We start from the raw sequence: 327 nt of genomic DNA on the forward strand, positions 1-327 counted from the left end.
CTGGACCTGGTGATCGGTGGCCTGGATGACAAGACGCCTTGGTCCACGCATGCCGGCCTGACGCGCCCCTACACTGAATCCAGGGACGGGCGGGGATCACTGCACAAGCACATCATGCTGGTTCCGATGGGCGAAAACGCGTTCCTGCTGGAGCTGGACACCTTCCTGAAGAGTGCGGCGGCCCCGGCATGAGCGCGCCCGGCAGCGGGACTGCGGTGCGGTTCGGCCACACGGAACTGCCGCAGGAACAGCAGGACGCCCTGCGCAAAGCCAAAAAGTACGAATGGATCACCATCGGATTCCTGGCGGCCTCCACAGCCCTTGTGT

The 327-nt window shown here is 64.2% G+C and carries 1 pseudogene; it reads left to right on the forward strand.

Going from position 1 to position 327, the window contains the following annotated elements:
* Window positions 1-192: pseudogene (locus P2Q66_RS10525) on the forward strand (ABC transporter substrate-binding protein); the annotation flags it as partial.
* Window positions 193-327 lie beyond the last annotated feature (135 nt).

The organism is Arthrobacter sp. Cr_A7 (assembly GCF_029222765.1).
Classification (GTDB): domain Bacteria; phylum Actinomycetota; class Actinomycetes; order Actinomycetales; family Micrococcaceae; genus Arthrobacter.